A 21,401-nucleotide genomic window follows, 5' to 3' on the forward strand; every position below is an offset into this window, starting at 1 on the left:
CGAAGTGATGTAATAAATAAAAAAATCGCAGTATTTCTTTGAATACTGCGATTTTTAAAAATACGACTGTGTTGACGATATTAAACTAATAAGCCCGGAAAAATAGAACGTAAACCGGTCACAATAAACTCAATACCTAAGGACATTAATAATAAGCCCATTATACGGGTTACTACGTTAATTCCCGTTTGCCCTAAATATTTCACTAATAGTGTTGCACTACGAAAAAGTAACCAACAGCAGAATGCAAAAAAGATACTGGTTGCTGCTAATCCTAAAAAATTAGTAAAACCTTCCCAGCGAGAACTCCATACAATACAAGAACTGATTGCCCCAGGTCCTGCCATTAATGGTAATGCTAAAGGTACAACAGCAACACTATTACGTACGGCGGATTCATTTCGTTCTTGATTATTTTGTTTATCTTCCCCTAAACGCCCATTTATCATGGTCATGGCAATTGTAACAATCAGCATCCCTCCCGCTATACGAAACGAGTCGATAGAAATACCGAAAATACTCAGTATAGAATCACCGATTAACAGAGATGAAACCAAAATAATTGCAACGGAGCCATTTGCAATTAAGTTTGTTTTGTTTCGCCCTGCATCCGTTTGATAACTCGTCATACTAATAAAAACAGGCAAAATACCAATTGGGTTTACAATCGCAAAAAGACCCACAAAAAATTTAATATAACCGGATAAATCCAGCAATGACCCCATGAAAAGCCCCTTCTTGGCTAATAAACATGCGAATTATTCTATAAAAGATAGAGTAACTCTAAAAAATCCGCGTTACTTTAAATCAATAAACCAGTTAATTCTATTAGTTAACAAGTTTTTACCTAAAATATTCTCTTGCAAACTGATAAAAACCTAGTGGTTTAATTTTATATCGAAAGATTGGGTACGACAAAAAAATCGTTGATGATTTTTTACATATGATTCTCATTCTCACTTATTGGCTTGCTGAAAGGTGTCAGCTTGTCAATTTTGTGATTTACATCACGTTAATTAATTAGAAAGATGGTAAGCTGTTATCATTCAGAAAAAGAGAGCAACTTTAAAAATATATTTACGTTTATTGTTGTTTTTTTTAAGTTTTTTAAGCAAATTAGGGCCTCTAATTATTATTACTGAAATAAGTACGTTGTCATCTATCTAGACTATTCTTATTAATGATGATCAAAACGGCTAATTTGCTTAAAAAATTTAACATTTTATCAGGAGTCTCTTTATGTCTGTAACTAACGTTACTGAACTCAATGATTTGGTTGCTCGTGTAAAAAAAGCTCAACGTGAATTTGCTAACTTCTCTCAAGAACAAGTTGATGCAATTTTCCGCGCGGCTGCATTAGCCGCCGCTGACGCCCGTATTCCTCTGGCAAAATTGGCTGTGAAAGAATCTGGCATGGGTATCGTCGAAGATAAAGTGATTAAAAACCACTTTGCTTCCGAATATATCTACAATGCATATAAAGATGAAAAAACCTGCGGGATCTTATCTGAAGATCTGACTTACGGCACAATGACTATCGCAGAACCTATTGGTATCATTTGCGGTATCGTACCGACCACTAACCCAACTTCTACTGCGATTTTTAAAGCATTAATTAGCTTAAAAACACGAAACGGTATTATTTTCTCGCCACACCCACGCGCTAAAGAAGCGACAAATCGTGCCGCAGAAATCGTTTTAAATGCGGCTATCGCAGCGGGTGCGCCCAAAGACATCATTGGGTGGATTGATGAGCCATCTGTCGCCCTCTCTAATGCATTAATGCACCATGAAGACATCAACCTGATCTTAGCAACAGGTGGTCCAGGCATGGTTAAAGCAGCATATAGTTCAGGTAAACCTGCTATCGGTGTTGGTGCGGGTAATACGCCAGTTGTTATTGATGACTCAGCAGATATCAAACGTGCTGTAGCATCAATATTAATGTCTAAAACCTTCGATAACGGCGTAATTTGTGCGTCAGAACAATCAGTTATCGTTGTTGATAGTATCTATAAACAAGTTCGTGAGCGTTTCTCAACTCACGGCGGTTATATGCTAACAGGCAAAGAATTAAAAGCTGTTCAAGATATCATCTTAAAAGACGGTAACTTAAATGCGGCTATCGTAGGTCAACCTGCAACAAAAATTGCTGAAATGGCCGGCATTGAAGTGCCAGTAAACACCAAAATTTTAATTGGTGAAGTAAAAGAAACAACCGAAGCAGAACCATTTGCTCACGAGAAATTATCCCCACTATTAGCAATGTACCATGCTCAAACTTTTGAAGATGCGGTACATAAAGCAGAAAAATTAGTTGAAATGGGCGGTATCGGTCATACATCTTGCTTATACACTGACCAAGATAATTGCCCTGAACATGTTGCCTATTTCGGCGATAAAATGAAAACATCTCGTATTTTAATCAATACTCCAGCATCTCAAGGTGGTATTGGTGACTTATACAACTTTAAACTTGCTCCTTCTCTAACCTTAGGTTGTGGTTCATGGGGTGGTAACTCCATTTCAGAAAACGTAGGGCCAAAACACCTTATCAACACTAAAACCGTGGCGAAAAGAGCAGAAAATATGTTGTGGCATAAACTTCCTAAATCTATTTACTTCCGCCGTGGTTGTTTACCTATCGCACTGGAAGAAATTGCGACTGACGGTAAAAAACGTGCCTTTATCGTAACCGACGGTTTCTTATTCAATAACGGTTATGTCGATGAAGTAACTCGTGTACTGAAAAAATTTGGTGTTGAAACAGAAGTCTTCTTTGAAGTTGAAGCCGATCCAACATTGAGTGTTGTGCGCAAAGGCGCAGAACAAATGAACAGCTTTAAACCTGATGTGATCATCGCATTAGGTGGTGGTTCACCAATGGATGCTGCAAAAATCATGTGGGTTATGTATGAGCACCCAGAAACTCACTTCGAAGAATTAGCACTACGTTTTATGGATATCCGTAAACGTATTTACAAATTCCCGAAAATGGGTGTGAAAGCACAAATGGTTGCTATCACCACAACATCAGGCACAGGCTCTGAAGTAACTCCTTTTGCGGTAGTAACTGATGACGAAACAGGTCAGAAATACCCATTAGCAGACTATGCATTAACACCAGATATGGCTATCGTTGATGCAAACCTTGTTATGAATATGCCTAAATCACTGTGTGCATTTGGTGGTTTAGATGCAGTGACTCACGCATTAGAAGCTTATGTTTCTGTATTAGCGAACGAATATTCTGACGGACAAGCACTACAAGCATTGAAATTACTGAAAGAATATCTACCAGCAAGTTATCATGAAGGGGCTAAAAATCCAGTTGCTCGTGAACGTGTTCATAATGCGGCGACTATTGCTGGTATTGCTTTTGCTAACGCATTCTTGGGTGTTTGTCACTCAATGGCACATAAATTAGGCTCTGAGTTCCATATTCCTCATGGTTTAGCTAATGCGTTATTAATTTCAAACGTCATTCGTTATAACGCAAATGACAACCCAACAAAACAGACTGCATTTAGCCAATACGACCGCCCTCAAGCACGTCGTCGCTATGCAGAAATTGCCGACCACTTAGAACTCTCAGCACCGGGTGATCGTACTGCTGCTAAGATTGAAAAATTATTAGCATGGTTAGAAGAAATGAAATCTTCATTAGGTATTCCATCTTCTATTCGTGAAGCTGGCGTCCAAGAAAGTGATTTCTTAGCAAGAATTGATAAGTTATCTGAAGATGCGTTTGATGATCAGTGTACTGGTGCTAACCCACGTTACCCACTGATCTCTGAACTGAAACAACTGTTATTAGATTCTTACTACGGTCGTGAATTTAATGAACATCCAGTTGTGGAAGTAAAGGAAGAATCAAAACCAGCTAAAAAAAGTAGCAAAAAATAATCGAGATGCACTGTGTTAGTCTGATCCTCAAATAATCGATTATTTATTGTTAATAAAAACCCGCTAATGAAGTGCCCTGTGAACTTAGGCACTTTTAGTGAAGCGACTTGTAAGGCCTGATTTCGATATTCAATCGGAGTCAGGCCTTTTAATTTGGTTTTACTACTAATCGTGGTCTACGATTTTTTAACCATAAAATATAAGTAGTTACCCCTAATCCAACATCTATTATTTTTTATTGAGAATGAGATTTAGGATGTTTAAGCCTATATGGCTTTAAATGAGACGCTAAGCTATTTTACTTTTCAGACTCCCTATTGCATTAGTTACCCCAAAAAAAACAACCTGTGTAGATTACAGCGCTAGTTTCACTCCTCACCTTCTTCATTATCTGGCAGAATTATTTCAAACTAATTATCTTTATCCGATGGATCTAAAAAGATATTTTTAAAACCAAGATTAACGTTTTTTCGTTCGCTGTGAGTCTTATTCTCATTAGAAAAGAAGAAAAATGAAGCGTTTCGATCCATTTAGTTTTTAAATAACGACAAAATATATTGATATAGAATATTTCCATATCAACGTTATTAATAACATTCTTTATAAAGCACATAGTTTCAATAAAATATTATCAAAATACTGTATGCGTATTGATAAAGTAATAACCTGATAAAAGGTCGCTATTTGTACATTTGACTGAGGAAGTTACTCCTTTAGGAGTATAAAAAATGCAGATTTTTTTTCGTATTAAAATTCATAGAGTGCGATATCTTATTTATTAGATAATGATCCAATCGAACCAATAACCATCATCAATAAGACTCGATATAAATGTTTCATCATGTTAAGCATAGATAAAAGAAATAGATTTATAGCCCGTTATGACTATCTTTATTCAATTTTATTAAACTATGAATAATATTGCTGTATCAAATGTTTTCACCTCTTATCATTTGTAAAAAACAATATCAGCATCACAAAATAGACACCCTACGTATATTTGATTATGTTTTTTTTGATTAATGATAATGAAATCTATGAAATGAATAAATTTTCTTTTAAAAAAAGAATATTTCTTTACATAAGAACATCAGAATGGCCAACATTTGATATAAAAAAAGCCAATAAATTGGCTGAATTTAAAAAACAGATAAACATTTTTTAGTATTAAGTAATATAAGCTTTTATTTCGATACTTATTTTAATCCCTCTTTCATCATTATAAATACGCAAAAGAGGGAAAAGGAAAAGATTACTCTTGCTCAATACTCCCTTTTAGCGTTGCTTGAGTATAATGCTTACGGCAAACTGAAACATATTTTTCATTTCCGCCAATTTCAACTTGAGCGCCATCACTCAGCACATTTCCTTTATCATCTAAACGTAATACTTTATTTGCTTTTCTACCGCAGTAACATACTGTTTTAAGCTCCACTAGCTTATCAGCCCACGCTAATAAATAAGCACTACCTGTAAATAACTCACCTCTAAAGTCTGTTCTTAAACCATAAGTAAGAACAGGAATATCATAGATGTCCGTTATTTCACAAAGCTGTTCTACATGAGCCTTACTTAAAAATTGGCATTCATCAATTAATACACAGTGAATAGGTTGTTTGCTATGCTCAGCAACAATAACATCACGAATATTCATATCATCACTGAAGAGCAATGCATCAGCACTTAAACCGATTCTTGAACTAATTTTTCCCTTTGCAAAGCGTGTATCAATAGCTGCTGTAAAAATCAATGTACGCATTCCTCGCTCATTATAGTTATAAGAGGATTGCAATAAAGATGTTGATTTTCCAGCATTCATAGCTGAATAATAAAAGTAAAGCTGAGCCATCAGCTCTCTCCTTAAATAGTGTTTATTTTCACGGGCGACAGTCTAACATAAACAGTCTGCAAGTTATCAATAACAAGTATTTATTACCTTTATTTCTATTCTAGATATACCATTCAAAGATGAGAGTCATTGTTAGTGCTAATTTTTGCTTAAAAAATAAATAGCTTTAATAAGTACTTAACATATTAAAACACGCCTTGATATACGTTTATTAAAGTATGAAAGTTAACCCCAACTCATTTTTAGAAAAAAGTCCGTTATTATAAAAAAATGAACAAAGCTTTCTATTCTTTTGCATTAGCGCTATCATCAGTTAAAAGATGCATTTCCTTACTCATATTTCCTTTATTGACTAAAGATACCTCAATATTTATTATTTTTTTCGTTGAGATAATAGTTTAAAAAAAAGAAATTTTACGTAAGGTTTGTATTTAGGTATTGCAGAAATTTAAATAGCAATCTATTATTAGTATTACATCAGCCAACAACATTTATTTGAGACCAGGAAAATGAGCGAATCTTTAAAAATATTAAATAACATCCGTACTCTCCGCGCACAAGCAAGAGAAACTTCTTTAGAAACTTTAGAAGAAATGCTGGAAAAGCTCGAAGTTGTCGTTAATGAGCGTCGTGAAGAATTCTCATTAGAAAAAGCAGCTGAAGAAGAGCGTATTCAGAAATTACAAAAATACCGTGAAATGTTAGAAGAAGCCGGTATTGATCCAACAGACTTACTTGAAGCAAGTGCTGTTAATAAAACTGGCCGTGCTAAACGAGCAGCTCGCCCAGCTAAATATTCTTACGTTGATGAAAATGGTGAAACTAAAACTTGGACAGGCCAAGGCCGTACACCAGCTGTAATCAAACGCGCAATTGACGAAGAAGGCAAATCATTAGAAGATTTCCTTCTGTAATTTAAGTCAATATTCTATTTGAAATACCCTTTTAATTATTTAAAAGGGTATTTTCTTGTTTACCTCTTATATTAAACAAGCGTTTAATTTTAATATGTGCTGATGTTGTTTGTATATAAGGTTGGGAGCCAGAAATAGAGAATGTGAAAACCACATTGTTGACTTTTATTTATAATGAAAAAGGAGCTTTTATAGCTCCTTTTTTATTAGTTTCAATTAAACCAACAACATTAGTTTTTATAATAACTTAAATACCAATCAACAAACTGTTTTACACCATATTCTACATTTGTATTTGGTGAGAAACCGGTAGCCTGAGATAAATCTTGGCAATCGGCACAGGTAGAAAGAACATCACCATCTTGCATCGGCATTAAATTTAATTTAGCTTTAATATTTAATGATTTTTCAATTGCCTTAATAAAATCCATTAGTTTCGTTGGTTGACCATTACCTACATTATAGATTTTATAAGGTGCAGAACTGGACGATGTCTCGCCCTTTTCTACCGTCCAGTTTTCATCCGCTTTGGGAACAATATTAATTAAACGAACAACTGACTCTACGATATCACCCACATAGGTGAAATCACGTGTCATATTCCCGCCGTTATAAACATCAATAGGTTCACCGGCAATCATTGCTTTTGTGAATTTAAATAATGCCATATCTGGGCGACCCCATGGACCATATACGGTAAAGAATCGTAATCCAGTTGTGGGTAATTGATATAAATGCGAATAACTATGAGACATTAGCTCATTGGCTTTTTTAGTTGCTGCATATAATGAAACAGGATGATCAACACTATCTTCCGTTGAGAACGGTTGCTTTTGATTTAAACCATATACAGAGCTTGAAGAAGAATAGATAAGATGCCCTACATTATTATGACGGCACCCTTCTAATATATTAATATGACCGATAATATTTGCATCAATATAGGCCATTGGGTTTTCAATCGAATAGCGAACTCCAGGCTGAGCCGCTAGATGAATAACACGATCAAACTGGTGAGTTACAAATAATTGAGCCACTTTTGTTGAATCAACGATATCAACTTTCTCAAATTGAAACTTTTCTAACTGTTGTAATTTAGCTAATCGAGCTTCTTTTAAGCGTACATCATAATAATCATTAAGATTATCTATTCCAACAACATGGTAGCCCATTTCAATTAAACGCTGACTTAAATGAGAGCCAATAAAACCCGCAGCACCTGTTACTAATATTTTCATATTATCACTCAAATAACCCAATTAATTATTATTCACGTCAACGTTATCATGCTTAATATCACCTTGATTAAACATCATAACGCTTAACATTATCATACTTTACAAAAATCAGTATGGCTCAATACATGATTGCATTGAGCCATACCTTAATCTCTTGTGATCACTTTATCTAGCCTTTCTCACAAAATCATTTGTCTATGACATACGATGCATTCGCAAGAATCATGCAATAAAAGCCACCATACAAAATAATTATTACTCAGTGCTATTTCACTTTACTTTTAATGATTTTAACCATTGTGCGAAATCTTCACCAAACTCTTCGTGCTGTATACCATATTCTACGAATGCTTTCATATACCCTAATTTATTACCACAATCGTGGCTTTTTCCTTGTAGGTGATAAGCTTCAACGGCTTCTTTTTCAATCAGCATCGCAATCGCATCTGTTAACTGAATTTCATCACCCGCACCTGGTGCTGTTTTTGCCAATAATGGCCAAATACTTTCAGATAATACATAACGGCCTACGATAGATAAATTCGAAGGTGCTTCTTCTTTTTTCGGTTTTTCGACAACACGAGTAATTGGTTTGCTATCACCTGGGCATAAATGTTCTCCCATGCAATCCACAATACCATAGTTAGACACTTCATCTTCAGGTACTGGTTCAACTAAAATTTGGCTTGCCCCAGAGTGCTCAAAATGGGAGAGCATCTCTTTCAGGTTAACTTTGGTTAAATCCGCGCTGTATCTATCTAAAATAACATCAGGCAAAATGACAGCAAAAGGCTCATCACCAATCAAAGGTTTTGCACATAAAATAGCGTGACCTAATCCTTTTGCGATCCCTTGACGAGTTTGCATGATAGTGACGTGGCTCGGGCAAATGCCTTGTACTTCTTCTAGTAGCTGGCGTTTAACTCGTTTTTCTAAAATAGCTTCTAATTCAAAACTGGTATCAAAATGGTTTTCAATGGAGTTTTTAGAAGAATGTGTGACAAGGACAATTTCATTAATACCAGCTGCAATACATTCATTAACTACATATTGAATAAGCGGTTTATCAACCACAGGCAACATCTCTTTCGGAATTGCCTTAGTTGCGGGTAACATTCTTGTTCCTAATCCAGCAACAGGGATCACCGCTTTTCTAACTTTACGCACTGCTGATGACATTATACTTCTCCTGCAATTCGTACCGTTCTATTTTCAGATATGAATGGGTACATTAAAAAATAATCGCCAGAGTATACCAGCTAATATCTAAGGATAAACAGAGCCCTACCGCTTAATTGAGATAGTTCTTCATTTATGTTTAATATATGCACGATATTCTGTATTTATTTAATCCAAATTTAACTTTTATAGATAGGAGAAAACATTAATTTAATCTGATTAGTATTATCCCAAATTTTACATTGCCAATTTGTTCCTTCACATTTTATCTGGTTAATATATAAAAGTTGCAAAGTACCTAAAGGAACACCGCTATTCAATTCGAATTTTTTACTCTCTGTTTTTATTTCAGCTCGTAATCCTGCTGATGCCAATAATATATTTTTTTTCTGTGTATGATAATACCCTAAAGTGATAGGGAATTGCCCTTTTACACCTATTTCATTCAACATTTTATTAAGTTTATTCAGCATGTTATACATACTTGGAAGCGAACGATTTTTTTCTGACGACTTTAATACATCATTAAATACAACTCGTAAGAGTAAAGCGACCAAAAGCCCATTTTCATCGTCTCGTGATATATCAACACAATAAAAAATAATTTGATCTTCTGATAAGGCTGCAATATCAAATAACAATCCCATTTTAGCTATATCATTTAACTGACGATAATTAACACAATATCCCGCTACAACTTGCTTAACCTGAGGTTGCATCTGTTTTATGAACGACTGAATATAATGTGTATCTTTTCGTAAACTATTCCAAAGAGGTTCTAAATGTATGCCTTCTATTAATACCGACTCAAAAAAACCAGGGCATAATACTTCAATAACTTTTTGTTTTAATTTATCGAGATGTGTTATTGGCTTAAGAAAAATTTCTTGCGCCCCTAAGCGCAACATATCATCTACTTCAGACATATTATCTGTACATGAAATAGCAATAACAGGAATAGCAAGTTTGCGTTGTTCAAGATGACATAAAAATGTAGGACCATTCATAACCGGCATACGAATATCACATAAAATAAGATCAGGTAATAATCCCTTATCTAATAAAGATAACGCTTGGCTACCATTATCTGTTGTATAGACACACGCTTTTTCATGTGAAAAATATTCCGTCAGCATAGTGCGAAAAACAACCTCATCATCAATTATCAAGATTTTTTTACCCACTAAGGCTTTATTCATTGGTTACTCCAGTAACTATCGTTTCACATGCCGATTAATAAGCGATACATTACTAGTTTAGTTCAACATTGACGTTAATTATTCCCAATCGTTACTTTTTTCAATCTATGGGAAATCGTCATACTAATAACGTGATTTAGGACATTATTTTGTCGAGTTTATGCCCCTGCAATAGCCAATTATTCTACTCTGATTGCTGTGAGCCTTACCATTCAGGTCAGAAAAACGCCCCAACCGCAGAAGCATTGATGCGTTCGCGTTATAGCGCGTTCGTTAAACATAATGCTAATTACTTAATAAAGACATGGCACCCCTCTTGTCGTGTTGCATCCTTGCATGATGAATTAACTTCAGGCTTTCCAAATACACAATGGCTTGGACTCAATGTTATCTCATCGCAGGCAAGCACAAATAAAAATGAGGCATACGTTGAATTCTCGGCTTGCTTTATTGAAATAAATGCCGATGATAAACAGTACTTACATGAGCGATCTCGTTTTCTAAAAATAGACGATTGTTGGTTTTATATTGACGGTGTGAAACCAAAAGTAGGACGAAACGATCCCTGCCCTTGTGGTTCAGGGCGTAAATACAAAAAATGTTGTGAAAATAACATCAAATAATTGCAAACACAGAAGTAAAAGAAAGGATTTATCTATACATGCAACACCAAAATACTCAAAAAAAAATACTCCGTACTATTTGCCCTGATGCAAAAGGCCTAATCGCAAAAATCACCAACATTTGCTACAAACATCAATTAAATATTGTTCAAAATAGTGAATTTGTTGACCATCGTACTGGTCGCTTTTTTATGCGTACTGAGCTTGAAGGCATCTTTAATGATGAAACTTTTCTTGCTGATTTAGATGATGCGTTACCGCAAGGTTCTCAACGTGAATTGAATACCGCAGGTCGTCGTCGCATTGTGGTTATGGTGACCAAAGAAGCACATTGCCTTGGCGATTTATTAATGAAGAGCGCATTCGGTGATCTAGATGTGGAAATTGCCGCTGTTATTGGTAATCACGACACGTTAAAACATTTAGTAGAACAATTTGGTATTCCTTTCCATCTTGTTAGTCATGAAGGGTTAACCCGTGATCAACATGATGAAAAATTAATTGCACAAATTAATCAATATAAACCTGATTATGTTGTACTCGCAAAATACATGCGTGTATTAACGCCTGCATTTGTACAAAACTTCCCAAATCAAATTATCAATATTCATCACTCTTTCTTGCCAGCCTTTATTGGTGCTCGTCCTTACCATCAAGCTTATGAACGTGGGGTTAAGATCATTGGTGCTACTGCTCACTACGTAAATGATAATTTAGATGAAGGCCCAATCATCACACAGAACGTAATTAACGTTGACCACACATTCTCAGCAGAAGATATGATGAGAGCTGGTCGTGATGTAGAGAAGAATGTACTTAGCCATGCTTTATATTGGGTGCTTTCACAACGCGTATTCGTTTATGGTAACAGAACGATTATTTTATAAGTCCCCAATCCATTAATTTTGAATACATTATGGCTATCTAAAAATAAACCGCGATACAAAACATATCGCGGTTTATTTATCTTCTATTAATTTTCACGTTTTTGCTTAAAATCAACACAATAGAGCGCAAAGGCTGAACAATACGCACACTTTTACAGCAATCGATCTATTTTCAGTAAAATAGCGCTTTACAGAGCTACGGTATTTGGTATTATTGCGCCCGCTGTCACGGACAGCAAAACAATTTAATGTTGGTGGGATACCCAAGCGGCCAAAGGGAGCAGACTGTAAATCTGCCGTCACAGACTTCGAAGGTTCGAATCCTTCTCCCACCACCATCTCTTCTTAGCATCACCCTAAAGAACTCTCTATTCTATTTTTCCAATTAAATCAATAAAACGATTCAACACACTTGAATGGTACTTAGATTTATAAATATAACAGTTGTACAATATTGCAGGCTGAGTTAAGGGAATAAAACAGAGTTTTCCTTCATGCACATCCTTCAATGGATTTTCATCTGTGAATAAAAGAGAATGGTGTGTTTGAATAAAACGTAAACAACAATTAAGATCATCCATTATTCTAACACAAACGAGTTTTCCCCCATCTCTTATTTCATTCTCTAATTTTTTTATTTTAGCTGTTTTGTATAATGCGGGATCACATAACCAAATATTTTCACTTAAGAGTCTCTCAATATTCTTATTAACACTATCAGCAATTTCTTGCTGACAACAAATCCCCAAATATTTATTGTCTATTTTATGAATAAGACTAAATTTTTCACTAATAATTTTTTCTGAGCTTAATATTAATGTATTTCCATCATAATCAGGTATTTCATCAAAGTTTTCTTTTGAAAATCGCATTATATTTATATGAGAGTAATTTTTATTAGCTGCCTGATAAAGCTCCGTTAAATACTGACTTTTCCCCCAATCATAATAAACATGAATACTATTATTAATAATACCTGAGGTATGTTTTTTTGTTATCTCTTTTTCCTGAAGATAAAGTGATTTTAAATCATTATAAAGCTCAAGTCCTTCTTGCGTTAAGCTCATACCGAACTTCTCTCGCTTGAATAGACGCTTTCCCAATACTGCCTCAAAGTCTTTGATAGATTTAGCGACTGGAGGTGTCGTTCGATTCATGACACGAGCTGCTTTACTTAATGAACCATTTTCAACTACGGCCATAAAGGCTTCTAATTTACGAGAAAAAAACATAATTCACCATTCCTTTGCTGTGTTGAACAAATAATTTCATTAATCCATTTAATGTAAATAAAACATAGATTAATTAACTTAAAAATTAATTTTATATAAATATGCTCTTACCTCCTTTTAATGAATACAATTTATAACTTTAATGTTATTTTTATTATGTCATTATTCTTTACATATAAAGAATAATAATACTTATATTCTTCTATCAAAGATTAGTTTATGTTTCCACTTTGTTTAATTAATAATTTTTATTATGCAATAGACTATTTTTATTAATTTATCGTACTTTCTTTGATCCCTCTTTATTTTATCTGGTTTTATCTTTCTATTGATAAGCCGTGCCATGATTTAAGTGATTTACTTACATTCATTTTATGATCCTGATAGTATAAGACATCCTATTATTCAATATATAAATGGTTACAGTCACATGAAATTTGTCTCTTTCAATATTAATGGTTTACGTGCTCGCCCCCACCAACTTGAAGCTATTATAGAAAAACACCAGCCTGATGTTATCGGACTTCAAGAAACGAAAGTTCATGATGATATGTTCCCATTAGAAAGTGTGGGTTCTTTGGGCTACCATGTTTTTTATCATGGCCAAAAAGGACATTATGGCGTTGCTTTATTAACAAAAGCAAAACCTGTCGCAATACGTAAAGGCTTCCCAGGCGACGATGATGATGCACAACGCCGAATGATCATGGCTGATATTGAAACACCAGCAGGATTACTCACTGTAATGAATGGGTACTTTCCTCAAGGTGAAAGCCGTGATCATGAAACAAAATTCCCAGCAAAAGAAAAATTCTATGCTGATTTACAAAACTATCTGACAACCAGTTTAAAACCGACCTCTCCTGTTCTTATTATGGGTGATTTAAATATTAGCCCAACAGATAAAGATATTGGTATTGGCGAAAATAATATGAAACGCTGGTTAAAAACAGGGAAATGCTCTTTCCTGCCTGAAGAACGTGAATGGTTGGCAACATTGATGGGCTGGGGATTAACAGATACTTTCCGCCAACAATATCCTGAAACAGATGATAAGTTCTCGTGGTTTGATTATCGTTCTAAAGGATTTGATGACAACCGTGGACTACGTATCGATTTACTCTTAGCTAGTCGTTGTTTAGCAGATAATTGTATTTCAACAGGAATTGATTACGATATTCGTGGAATGGAAAAACCATCCGACCACGCCCCTGTCTGGGCTGAATTTAAAATCTAATAGTAATTAATCTTTATTCAAAAAAGCACTTCATCAAGATAACGAATGAAGTGCTTAATTATTAGCTATAACTCGCTGATCTATAAAAATCGGGTAACTACATAATTAATTACTAATAATTACAGTATTAGTTTTTATCCACTCTATAGATAAATTTTCAACAATTTCTTTTTGTTCAGCAGAAAGGTTTTCTATATTTTTAATAATTATGCAAGTTCCATAAATATTATGAGAAAAATGAGATACAAATTGTACTATCCCTCTAGTTTGTGCATTAAGTTCATTTATATCCATATTAAAACTAACTTTATCTCTTGTTAATTTATTTAATAGATTAATAATTTCCAATATTTTATTTATATATATATCTTCTGGATGAATAAAAGTTAGTTTTTTAATAATTTCAGTAATGGACAAATTTAGCCATTCACTATAATACATATTATTATATTTAATATTTTTAAATTCATTTTGTAGTAAAGCCGAAGAACAAACAGGGCATACTATTTTCTCTTTATTTTTATTAATATATCTTGATATAGTATCATCTGGGTAATACTTATAATGTTGAATAGCATTATCTATAATTCCATTCCAGAAAAACACCTCATTACCAATAATTATTGAATCATTAAATCCATTAAATAAACATGATAATTCATCATCACCGAGTTCTGAAATTTTTCCATTCCAATCAATGTTAAATTCATTTAATACATACTTTGATATCTCTTTAAATGATGTACTATTCCTAAGAAATTTAATACAACTTTTAGATAATTGATCTGATTCAATAAATATACTACGAGGTAAAGAATAAATTATTCCTTTCCCCAAACATTTAAAACATTTTCCTGTTGAGCTTTGAGGATTAATAACATACCTTAATATTGAGTTTAATTCAGGATTAGCTAACATAAATCCGTGAATTAAATATTCATTAACTCCTAATATCTCACCTATACTCAAATAATATCTATATTTATCAGCATTAAAGTCAATGTTTATCATTAGTGGAATATTAGTGTTTACTTTATAACCATCATCTAAAAATTTAAAATTAGAATAATTACTAATACTTGCTTTTAAAAATAAATCTTCAACAAATCTGTATGTATTATATATTAATTTATTTTTATTTTTAAAAAAATTGACTTCATGTTTTTTTATTGTGAGAGATTCTTCATCAATAGCTATACTATAATTTTGTATATCTGCTATGGATATTTCCTCAGTTTTTTTATATTGTTTATGACTATTAATTAGCGCTCTAGAAGTAGTAGTATTATTAAATTGAAATCGAGGTCCACAAAAGATCAAATATCCACCATCTTTTCCTGCAGATGGTCCTATTTCAATAATTTGATCACTTTTAGCAATAAATTCAAGATTATGCTCAACACTTATTATTGTATTGCCATTATTTATTATTTTACGAAGTGCATCATAAAGTTTTCCAATATCACTATAATGTAATCCCTTGGCTGGTTCATCAAGTAGGCATAATGTATGTGTTTCATTCTGAGAAAGTACATTTATCAGCATAACTCGTTGAAATTCGCCTTTTGACAAAGTGGTAGAATTCCTTGAAAAAGAGAGATAGCCTACCCCTAATTGAATTGCCGCCTGACAAATACTATGAATTTTTGAATCCTTCGTAAGTTCTAAAAGAACAGACATTGGATGATTCATATAAGTATAAAAATCCATATCATTATACTTATACTTTAAGGTATTTTTATCATAACGTTTCCCATCACAGTATGTACAAATACCTACATTTTCTTTTTCTTTTGTTAAAATTATTCCTTTACCTTGACAATAAATACATTTTCCTTGTAAAGAAGCAGAAGAAAATATCTTATGGTCTACTTTATTATTTTTAGCAAAAAGTTTTGCAAGATACTCTGAAACACCAAGAATAGTTGCAATACTTGATAATGAATTTTTTTGTTTCCCTTTTTGCTTAATATAAACTATTTTATTAAAACCAAATTCATCCATATTATTAGATACGCGTTCAAATATTACTTTATCTAGTAAGGTGGTTTTCCCACTACCAGAAACACCACATATTGTTGTTATCTTTTCATATGGAATATTGATAGAAATGTTTTTTAAATTATTTTCTTTTAAATTTTCAAATGAAAAAAAACCTTTATTAAATTCGTTTGAAACATCGTCATTTAAGATCTTAAAAGGTTTTTCATTAAATAGCATATTTGATGTTAATGTATTAAAATCTGAAACATTAGAGTATTTCGTATTAAATAATATTTCCCCTCCTTTTTCTCCTGCACCTGGACCAATATCTATAATATTATCACATTGCTCGAGTACCCGCTTATTATGTTCGACTAAAATAATTGTATTACCTAGTTTTTTTAATCGATAAAATACATTCATAAGTGGTGTTAGATCATTATAATGAAGCCCAGATGAGGGTTCATCTAATAGATAGCAAACATCCCTTAGATCTGAATTTAGCATAGAACAGAGTTTGATTCTCTGCATTTCCCCACCGCTAAGACTAGGGCTTGAGCGATTTAACGAGAGATGACCACAAGATACCTGAATAAAATTATTAAGTTTCACACTTAATAATTTTAAGTTTCGAATCTGTTGTTCTGTTTTAGAACACCAGTCATTTAATTCTGAAATTGTTAAAAGTAAAATATTGCGTATTGTATTATCTTCAATCTTAAATGCATCAATAAGGGGATCAATTCTTGTTCCGTTACAATGAAAACATTCACATTCATTAATAAATGGAGCTAATATTTCTTTCCTTTGACCTCTACTATATATATCTAAAAGATAATTAATGACACCAAGAAATTTAATATTTTTTTTACCTCCTTTAATATCTTGAAAGCTAATTATTTCATCTGAACCAAATAATAATAAATTTAATTCCAATTGAGATAGTTTATTAATAGGTGTTTGTATGTTTATATTATTATTTTTTAAAAATGCCTCAATAAATTTACCAGTGACTGTTGTGTATTTTATTCCTTTATCACTAACAAAACATATAGAATTATTTAAAATCCCTTTGTTTTTATCAATGATAATTTTAGAGGGCTCGATAGAAAAATACTTACCTGTTCCACGGCAGTGCTCACACGCACCACCACCTTCATTAATAGAAATGTTAAATGAAAACCTACTTTTAGATAATGCCGGTGAAAGTTGCTTGCAATTAAAACATACTGTATATAATAGTGGATTAAAAGTATCTGGAATATCATTTATTTTAACTTTTACTTTATTTTCAATTATCTTATTAACTTCTTTAATTATTTTCTCATTCAAATTTGTAGTTTTAAACTTTATTGTGCTATATGCTCTTTTTCTTAAAATTTCTGTTATCTGACCATTTTTATCATAATAATGAATAGAAAATATATTATAATTTTTCTTTAGATACTCTAATTTTTCATCAAATGAAGCATCATAGATAATGTCAGCGACAAGATACTCAATAGCTTCCTTATGAGTATAAATATTTTCATCTAATTTATTATTGCAATTAAGACAGTAATGAATCGCATGATTTAAGAATAAGTTTCTAATAAGATTATGTATGCCAGAAATTGTTGCAAGAGTTGATGTCGGTGTGTTTACATGATTGACAACATCAATAAGAATAGTTTGAGGTAAATTATCAATATTTACAACTTTAATAATATCAACAACATTCATACCATCTTTAATAGACTTAGACTTACTACGTGCATAATTTTTGGCACCAGTTGCCGCTAATATATTTCTGAGGATAGTGCTTTTCCCTGAACCAGAAATACCCGTTAAAGCTGTTATTTGATTATGTGGTATATCAAAGGAAATGTGTTTTAAGTTATTTTCATGTGCATCAGAAATATAAATTTTCATTATGTCAAAGTTTCCTTATAACAATAATATGACTTAATATTTTTCCATCAATTAATCCTTCTGTTCCTATACTACTGCTCTTAATATCTCCAGAAAGAATTTTTATAATATTAAGTCCATATTTTTTGGTTTTTTCTGTAACTAATTGAATAGAATCGAATTCAATATCACAGCACACAAGCACTATATATGTTTGTTTATGATAATTTTCTAAATAATATAAAAATATATGATCTAAAAGGTCTAATTGATTCTGATCACACCAAGAGTTTGTTAAAAAAGAATAGATAGAAGAATCAATATTATTTTTTATTTCATCAATACTAAGTTGATATATTAAACTTGGATCACTATTTTTATTTCTTAGTGGAGGATTGGATACAATGAGATCAAATCCTCTGTTTTTATTATGTTTACGATATGTTGAAAAATCAGCATTTATTACATTTACTTTGTTTTTAACTTTATATTTATTGATGTTCGATAGACAACAATTATAAGCAATCGGATTTATTTCTATTGCCGTTGTTTTGATATTATATTGATGAGATAAAAATAAACTAATAGGTCCCGCACCAGCGCCAACATCTAAAACATTATTAATATTTTTAAAATTAAGCAATTCATATTTATCTGCAAAGAACTCAGCCAAACCAAATTTATTGCAGATAAATTTATCAACATCTAATTGATAATTTATTTTTTTAGTGAGAAAAGATGATATATTAACTGCACTATTCTTAACATATAGGTTTACAGTTTTCGAGTAATTCATTTTTATTTTCCAGCCAAGTTCCAGAGCATATATTGTTCATAATACATTGTTTGCAAAAAGAAGCTTTATATCTCATCCCTATATCAAGCTGATTAAAATCAGAAATATAATCATCTTTTTTGTTAAATAAATCTAACCTCTCAGGCCAATAACTTTCTCCAACACACTTTTCTATCCCTCTCATTAAACAGTATGGTATACCTTCTGTCCTAAGGATCTCTTTTGGTATTATAGTTGCTAGCTCTTTAACTAATATAGAAGAATCAATTAACCCCAATGACAAGTTATTGTTGTCAGTATGCAAAATTGAAAATTGAGTAACAATAGGTTTAAATGAAGCTAAAAGAAAATAAATATTTACGAGGTCAAAGTAATTATCTCTTGAAATTACCGTATTGGTCATTATTTTACAATCAGTATATTTATATATATTTTCTATCGCCGCTAATGTTTTTGAAAAAGCCCCTCTTTGCGAACTTAATTGGTCATGAATATCACTATTAGATCCATGAACTGAAAACGATATGAATACTTCTTTATTTTTAGATAGTAGAGAAAGATATTCCAAAAGTTTTTTCTTACGACACAAACCAATTCCATTGGTTTGAATAGTGTAATGTTTAAATCCTAATGATTCAGCAAGATCAATAATTTCTATTATGTGTGATGGAAATAATGTAGGCTCACCACCTGAAATAACCAATGCTTGACATCCATTTTGTGCACCGTCAATAACAGACTTTTTTATTTCATCTAATTCAATTATTTCGTTTTGTAGATATTTTGAAAAACAAAAATCACAATGATTAGAGCATTGATAAGTCAGTTTGATATTAAGTGAGTGCATGGTCTACACCATTTTTTATATAAGAAATTAATTCTTTTTTTGCTTGGCAATATTCTCTCGATAAATCATGTGATTTTGTTATCATCTGCTGTCTTTTTTCAATACAACCACCAGCACAGTATTTATAAATATCGCATGAAAGGCATTCAGCCATTATATCATCATAAAATTTAGTAAATTTACACGAGTTACAAGGATCAACAATAACGCTTTTGAGTTGCTCATCCGATATTGTTAATATATTCCCTATAAAAGCCTCTGCTCTCATTTTATCATGATCATAGGCATCACATAGCCACATTTCTCCATCAGGGTATATACTAGTAAAATTCTCACATTTAGATGTTCTAAATTCACACCATGTTACAGGTATATCTGTAAGTTTTGAAATAACTGATATTATTGGGTCTATAATAAATCTATTATCTTTTTTATTTTTTAAATCCTTGATCCATAAGTCAAATATATTACAAATGAAATTTGTATATTCTAACGGTGTAATGCCATATAATTCTTTATAACCATATTTATCATGATTGTAACATGGTATAAACTTTGCAAAATTAGGATTTAATTCTTTAATAAATTCATAAGTTTCTTGTGCTATATTTACATTATGTTCACCAACTACGCTTATAGTAGTAAAATCTAAACTCGATTTTCTAATACGTTCAATACCAGAAATAATTCTATTATGTGCCGATTGCCCTGTTCGATTAACACGAACATCACCATTACTTTTTTCTGAACCATCAATGCTAACACTTATAATTCTTTCACCAAATACATCTATATTTTTTTCAAAGGAATCAATCCATCTGTTTGTTAACAATGTTCCATTGGTTTGTATTGCAATTTTAAAGTTAACATTATAATTTTCATTAGCATTTCTAATAGACTGAGTGATTTTTTCAAAGTATTCAACACCGCGTAATAATGGTTCTCCACCATGGATCAACCATAGTATTTCCGATTCTGGGAATAACTTTGCAAATCTTTCAATTATATTAATTGAATCTGATGAGCTTAGTATCTCTTTTGAATAAGCTTCACCATTTTGCCTAAACTCATAACAATATCGGCACCTAAGATTACAATCCATAGTTCCTTTTAAGACTATTGTCTTTCTTAGTTTCATAGCAAAAGCATTTCTCTTGAATAAGATAATAAATTAATTTGGTTATATTTTTTCGTGTTACAAAAAAATTTATTATTATATTGATTGATAGACAAAATAAGCCCTTAAAAAGGGCATATATTTACTGAACTTATTTTTACCACAATTAGAAAAATCCTTATTGAAGTAAAAGTTAACCTAAAAAATAATTTTATTTAAGCAGTCTTAATATCCATGTGTATAATCTGAATGATTTCCCCAGCAAACTAGTTGAGAGCGAGATGTATCATTTTTCACAGTAAGAATAAAATTTCTGAGCTGATTCAACTCCTCTTCAGAGTAACTTTCTTCCTGAAGTGGATATTTTTTGTCTTCATTTAACGAACGAGTTTTAATAAATTCCACATGAGCTCCTTTTGAATAAGAGGAAATATATAAAAGTATAAGGATCCTTATATATATTACATGGGATAAATTAAGATGATAGTAAAGTTTCTCTTATTA

At 32.2% G+C, this 21,401-nt stretch carries 16 protein-coding genes and 1 tRNA gene; 6 read left to right on the forward strand and 11 right to left on the reverse strand.

The window, feature by feature from the left end; genetic code table 11:
- Positions 1-80: 80 nt before the first annotated feature.
- Positions 81-725 (reverse strand): YchE family NAAT transporter, encoded by a 645-nt coding sequence (locus tag JEP40_RS15415; protein ID WP_088495370.1) that lies wholly within the window; start codon positions 723-725, stop codon positions 81-83.
- A gap of 514 nt (positions 726-1,239) precedes the next feature.
- On the opposite strand from JEP40_RS15415, the gene adhE reads away from it, so the two are divergent.
- Positions 1,240-3,906, forward strand: coding sequence for a bifunctional acetaldehyde-CoA/alcohol dehydrogenase (gene adhE / locus JEP40_RS15420; protein WP_115349878.1), 2,667 nt, complete (start codon positions 1,240-1,242; stop codon positions 3,904-3,906).
- A 1,252-nt stretch (positions 3,907-5,158) separates the two neighbouring features.
- Here adhE and JEP40_RS15425 read toward each other — a convergent pair.
- Positions 5,159-5,755 (reverse strand): thymidine kinase, encoded by a 597-nt coding sequence (locus tag JEP40_RS15425; RefSeq protein ID WP_198624251.1) that lies wholly within the window; start codon positions 5,753-5,755, stop codon positions 5,159-5,161.
- A 509-nt stretch (positions 5,756-6,264) separates the two neighbouring features.
- On the opposite strand from JEP40_RS15425, the gene hns reads away from it, so the two are divergent.
- Complete coding sequence (gene hns / locus JEP40_RS15430) at positions 6,265-6,669, forward strand: histone-like nucleoid-structuring protein H-NS (protein WP_198624253.1); 405 nt, start codon at positions 6,265-6,267, stop codon at positions 6,667-6,669.
- 230 nt (positions 6,670-6,899) lie between these two features.
- Here the strand turns inward: hns and JEP40_RS15435 are convergent, their stop codons facing one another.
- From JEP40_RS15435 to rssB, 3 genes are all read right to left on the reverse strand, one after another.
- Positions 6,900-7,907 (reverse strand): NAD-dependent epimerase, encoded by a 1,008-nt coding sequence (locus JEP40_RS15435; RefSeq protein ID WP_198624255.1) that lies wholly within the window; start codon positions 7,905-7,907, stop codon positions 6,900-6,902.
- Between the two features lie 270 nt (positions 7,908-8,177).
- A complete protein-coding gene (galU, locus tag JEP40_RS15440; RefSeq protein ID WP_198624257.1) occupies positions 8,178-9,086 on the reverse strand; it encodes a UTP--glucose-1-phosphate uridylyltransferase GalU in 909 nt (302 codons plus the stop codon).
- A 179-nt stretch (positions 9,087-9,265) separates the two neighbouring features.
- Positions 9,266-10,285 carry a two-component system response regulator RssB gene (gene rssB / locus JEP40_RS15445; protein ID WP_109407653.1) on the reverse strand — a complete coding sequence of 340 codons (1,020 nt, stop codon included), beginning with the start codon at positions 10,283-10,285 and terminating at the stop codon, positions 9,266-9,268.
- Positions 10,286-10,434: 149 nt separating this feature from the next.
- Between rssB and JEP40_RS15450 the strand changes: the two genes are divergently transcribed.
- The 3 genes from JEP40_RS15450 (at position 10,435) to JEP40_RS15460 (ending at position 12,133) form a co-directional block, all read left to right on the forward strand.
- The gene (locus JEP40_RS15450) at positions 10,435-10,908 is read left to right on the forward strand and encodes a YchJ family protein (RefSeq protein WP_198624258.1); all 474 of its coding nucleotides are present in this window, start codon (positions 10,435-10,437) and stop codon (positions 10,906-10,908) included.
- A gap of 38 nt (positions 10,909-10,946) precedes the next feature.
- Positions 10,947-11,795 carry a formyltetrahydrofolate deformylase gene (gene purU, locus JEP40_RS15455; protein WP_198624260.1) on the forward strand — a complete coding sequence of 283 codons (849 nt, stop codon included), beginning with the start codon at positions 10,947-10,949 and terminating at the stop codon, positions 11,793-11,795.
- 253 nt (positions 11,796-12,048) lie between these two features.
- Positions 12,049-12,133: transfer RNA gene (locus JEP40_RS15460), tRNA-Tyr, on the forward strand.
- Positions 12,134-12,163: 30 nt separating this feature from the next.
- Here JEP40_RS15460 and JEP40_RS15465 read toward each other — a convergent pair.
- Positions 12,164-13,027, reverse strand: coding sequence for a LysR family transcriptional regulator (locus JEP40_RS15465; RefSeq protein ID WP_198624262.1), 864 nt, complete (start codon positions 13,025-13,027; stop codon positions 12,164-12,166).
- A 430-nt stretch (positions 13,028-13,457) separates the two neighbouring features.
- Between JEP40_RS15465 and xthA the strand changes: the two genes are divergently transcribed.
- A complete protein-coding gene (gene xthA / locus JEP40_RS15470) occupies positions 13,458-14,264 on the forward strand; it encodes an exodeoxyribonuclease III (RefSeq protein ID WP_198624264.1) in 807 nt (268 codons plus the stop codon).
- A 105-nt stretch (positions 14,265-14,369) separates the two neighbouring features.
- On the opposite strand, the gene JEP40_RS15475 is transcribed toward xthA, so the two are convergent.
- From JEP40_RS15475 to JEP40_RS15495, 5 genes are all read right to left on the reverse strand, one after another.
- Positions 14,370-18,158, reverse strand: a complete 3,789-nt coding sequence (locus tag JEP40_RS15475; protein WP_198624277.1) for an ATP-binding cassette domain-containing protein — start codon at positions 18,156-18,158, stop codon at positions 14,370-14,372.
- Between the two features lie 4 nt (positions 18,159-18,162).
- The gene (locus JEP40_RS15480; protein ID WP_198624278.1) at positions 18,163-18,933 is read right to left on the reverse strand and encodes a methyltransferase; all 771 of its coding nucleotides are present in this window, start codon (positions 18,931-18,933) and stop codon (positions 18,163-18,165) included.
- Positions 18,899-19,780 carry a radical SAM protein gene (locus JEP40_RS15485; protein WP_198624279.1) on the reverse strand — a complete coding sequence of 294 codons (882 nt, stop codon included), beginning with the start codon at positions 19,778-19,780 and terminating at the stop codon, positions 18,899-18,901. Before JEP40_RS15485 ends, JEP40_RS15480 begins: the two co-directional genes overlap by 35 nt.
- Complete coding sequence (locus JEP40_RS15490; RefSeq protein ID WP_198624280.1) at positions 19,767-20,918, reverse strand: radical SAM/SPASM domain-containing protein; 1,152 nt, start codon at positions 20,916-20,918, stop codon at positions 19,767-19,769. The genes JEP40_RS15485 and JEP40_RS15490 overlap by 14 nt, the downstream gene beginning before the upstream one ends.
- Before the next feature lie 204 nt (positions 20,919-21,122).
- Entirely contained in the window at positions 21,123-21,302 is a 180-nt protein-coding gene (locus tag JEP40_RS15495) for a hypothetical protein (protein ID WP_198624281.1), read from the reverse strand.
- Positions 21,303-21,401 lie beyond the last annotated feature (99 nt).

The organism is Proteus vulgaris (assembly GCF_016239305.1).
Classification (GTDB): Bacteria; Pseudomonadota; Gammaproteobacteria; order Enterobacterales; family Enterobacteriaceae; genus Proteus; species Proteus vulgaris_C.